Raw genomic sequence first — 3,702 nt, 5'->3', positions numbered from 1 at the left:
GCCCGGCGGCCCCACCACCAGCACACCGCGCCGGGTGTCGACGCACAGCGCGACCGCGCGGGCCACGGTGTCCGCACGCAGCACCGCCCGGGCCTTTCTCCACGCGGGCACCAGATCCACCTCCAGTCCGGCCGCGTCGGGGCGCTGAGGGGCACCACGTCCGCGTGAGGGCGCGACGAGCGCACGGAGCCACGGGAAGAACCCGGGAACCGAGCACCACTGCACCACACCAAAAATCAGGTGTGCCGCACTCTATCGACACCTGTCTATCTCGTCAGACGATAGGCGCATCTTGTCCGAGTCGCTCCACGAGGGTGCGACCGCCGACCCGAGAGGTCCGTACGTGAGCCGACCGCTCTCCGTCTCGATCGCATCCTGGATCTGGGTGTTCTGTGGCCTGTTCACCACGGTCACCATCGCCAGCCTTGTCACCGGAAGCAACATTCTGGCGCTGGTCGCGGGATTGAGTGTCGGTGAGGCCGGTCGCGGCGGGGCGGGCTTTGGCGGCGCCGAGGCTGGCGGGGCCGAGGCGCTCGGCTGGTACGGCTGGATCCTCGCGACCGGACTGTTCGCCGCCATGGTGGTGCAGGTGGTGGCCGCCGTGAAGCTCCGTGACGGCGCTCGCTGGAGCCGGGCGCTGCTGACGACCGCCGCGAGCGTCTCCCTGCTGGCCGTGCTGTACGACCCGACGCTGTGGTCGGCCTGGGTGCTGCTCATCGCCAACGCCGTGGCCCTGGTCCTCACCTACGACGACAACGCGCTCGACTACCTGGAGGCACAGCCTGAGCGACTGGTGCCGGCGGGACGCTACTGAGGTTCTCGCTTCTCGACGAGCGAGCACGCGGCGGGCTCGGTTCAGCCGGCGGCAGCTCGGCGGGAGGCGGTTCGGCGCCGGGCGCAGCCGCCCGATCCGCCGCACCCGCCGAGGGGTCGATCCCGCTCACGTTTTCCCAGCTTAAGTTCAGGTGGTCCAGCGAGACGAAATCCGACGGCTCTGACCACTCGCCGCACGAGCGTGTGATGGGACAGATTCATGCGCCGGCGCGGGGACGCCACCACGAGGCGCATCGGCCTAACCTCGCGGCCGGCCGCGCCCCCTGCCCCCGGCCGGCTCGAAGTAGGCGATCCACATAGAAGTCCGGATGCAGTTGCGGCGGAACCGGACCGTCGGGCCAGGTCGGCGAGCGAAAGTCGGGGACGGTCTGGAACCCCAGCGCGACCGCCTCCGACCTGCCCCTCCGGCGGCAGCACAACCGTTACTCAAGTCCCCGCCGGCCCTACCCGCGCCGGCATACCCGCGGGCAGGTCGAGCGACGCTCGTGCAAAAGTGGGGCATGGCCAACTCCCTCCCACCAGACCCGGATCCCAGCGAGTCCCCCGACCTCGACGCCGGCGGCTCGCCCACGGGACCGCAGACGCCGGACTCGGATTCCACGTCCCTGGCCTCGGACAGCGCACGCACCGGGCAGAGCCCGACCAAGTCCGGGTCCCGCATCGGGATCTACGTGCTGTTGGGGATCATCGTGCTGATCGTCCTGCTCATGGCGCTGGGACTTGCAGGAAGGCTGTTCGGCCTGGGCTGACCACACGGCCGTAGTCGGCGCGTCGGTGAACGCCGCCCGCCACGTCACCGCCACCGGGCACCACCCGCCGCGGGGTCACACCTGATCACGTTTCCCCAGGTGGGTTTTCCCGGAATCCGTCACATGCGACCAGTCTACGAGTGGGCACACCCAGCGCGGGCCCTCCCCCGGTCACCCGGGGTGGGCGGACGCGGCCTCGCCCAGCAGGTGGCGCTCACGGCCACACCCCACCAGCGCCACACCGCATCTCACCGTTCGGCAGGCCCGAGCGCAGAACGGTCATTACTCTGCCTGACATGAGTCAAGGCGCGTCACTGCTGCGGATCGGGATCGCTTACATCATCGCCATCGGCGCCGGGTTGGCGTGGCTGCTGTGGGGCCTCGACAGCGGCCAGTTGTGGCTGGACGGCCTGATCGCCGACCTCATCGCGACCGTCGTGATCTTCGCGTTCAGCCGCTTCTACGGGAACTCCACCTTCTACGACGCCTTCTGGTCGGTCATCCCGCCGCTGCTGGCGTTCTACTGGTGGATCGCCGCCGACGCGGGCGTGAACGACGTCCGCTGGTGGCTCATGATGATCGTGCTGCTGGCCTGGGCGGTGCGCCTGACCATCAACTGGGTCCGCACCTTCCCCGGCATGCATCACGAGGACTGGCGCTACCCGATGGTCCGCGAGCGGGCCGGGCGGTTCGAGTTCGTGGCCGACCTCATGGGCATCCACGTCTTCCCGACCCTGCAGGTCTTCGCCGGACTCATCCCCGTCTACGTGGTGGCGACCAGGGCCGGTGAACCGCTCGGGTGGCTGGACTTCGTGGCGTTTGGCGTCGGCCTGGCTGCGCTGGCCCTGGAGACGATCGCCGACCTGCAGATGCACCGCTTCATCGCCACCCGGACGCCAGGGCAGGTCATGGACACCGGCGTGTGGTCGTGGTCCCGGCACCCGAATTACTTCGGCGAATGCGGGATCTGGTTCTCCATGGGTCTGTTCGGCCTTGCAGCCTGGCCCGGTGCGTGGTGGGTGTTTGTGGGCACTTTTGCCATGCTGGCGATGTTCCTCGCCGTGAGCATCCCGATGATGGAGCAGCGGAGCCTGGAGCGGCGGCCCGAGTACGCGCGCGTGGTGGAGCGAGTGTCGCTGTTCATCCCGCGCCCGCCCAAGAAGCGCCCGCAGGAGAAGAGCCGGACCACGACCTCCGCGTGAGCCGCCCCCGGATCGTCGTGGTGGGCCTCGGGGATACCGGGGTCCTCACCGCGATTGCGCTCCGCAGGCACGGCGACGTGGTGGGCATCACCGCCAAGCCGGAGTTCGTCAGCGGCCAGGAGCTGGGCTTGCGGCTGGCACGGCCGGAGGCGTGGACGCGCGACTACCGCATCGCCTACAGCAGGTTCCGGGGCCTCGACCACGTCCGCATCGTGCACGGCAGCGCGACCGCCCTCTACACCGAGAACCGGACCGTGCGCGTGACCCTTGCGGACGGCGCTGCGGGTGAGGGTTCAGCCGGTGAGAGCTCGGTGGTCGAGGAGCCGTACGACGCCCTAGTCGTCGCCACCGGGGTGACCAATGGGTTCTGGCGCCACCCCACCCTCAGGGACTCCCGCGGCGTCGACGCCGACATCTCCCTCCCCCACCAACGCATCGCGGCATCACGGACGGTGGCGATCATCGGCGGCGGCGCGGCGGCCCTGAGCTCGGCGGCGCAGGTGGCCGAACGCTGGCCCACCAAGACCGTGGACGTCTACTTCCCTGGCGACCGCGCGCTCCCCCATCACCACCATCGCGTCTGGGACCGGGTGCGCACACGCTTGGAAAGCCTCGGCGTCGGCCTGCATCCCGGTCACCGCGCGGACCTGCCGGCGGGGGGCGGTGCTGGTGGAGGTGGCGGTGACGTTGCGAGCAACAACAAGATCGACGACGACGACCTCACCAGCGCCCCTGTGAGCTGGAAGACGGGTCAGGCACCGACCACAGCGGATGTAGTGATCTGGGCGATCGGCCGCGTCTCGCCCAACACGGGTTGGCTGCCCGCGGAGATGCTCGACGACCGAGGGTTCGTGCTCGTGGAGCCAACCCTGCGAGTGGTCGGGCACGGTGACGTCTTTGCGGTCGGTGATGTGGCG

4 protein-coding genes are annotated in these 3,702 nt (G+C 69.7%); all 4 read left to right on the top strand.

Annotated elements, in window-relative coordinates:
- The first annotated feature begins 343 nt into the window (after positions 1-343).
- Positions 344-814, top strand: a complete 471-nt coding sequence (locus G6017_RS03350; RefSeq protein WP_182615951.1) for a hypothetical protein — start codon at positions 344-346, stop codon at positions 812-814.
- Positions 815-1,334: 520 nt separating this feature from the next.
- Positions 1,335-1,583, top strand: coding sequence for a DUF6480 family protein (locus tag G6017_RS03345; protein WP_095718250.1), 249 nt, complete (start codon positions 1,335-1,337; stop codon positions 1,581-1,583).
- A gap of 296 nt (positions 1,584-1,879) precedes the next feature.
- On the top strand, positions 1,880-2,785 hold the full coding sequence (locus tag G6017_RS03340) for a DUF1295 domain-containing protein (protein ID WP_182615949.1): 906 nt from the start codon (positions 1,880-1,882) through the stop codon (positions 2,783-2,785).
- Positions 2,782-3,702: FAD-dependent oxidoreductase (locus G6017_RS03335; protein WP_182615947.1), on the top strand; the 921-nt coding region annotated here is incomplete at its 3' end. The genes G6017_RS03340 and G6017_RS03335, both read left to right, overlap by 4 nt.

The organism is Dietzia sp. B44 (assembly GCF_014145245.1).
Lineage (GTDB): Bacteria > Actinomycetota > Actinomycetes > Mycobacteriales > Mycobacteriaceae > Dietzia > Dietzia natronolimnaea.
This window is presented reverse-complemented; position numbering and strand designations above follow the sequence as displayed.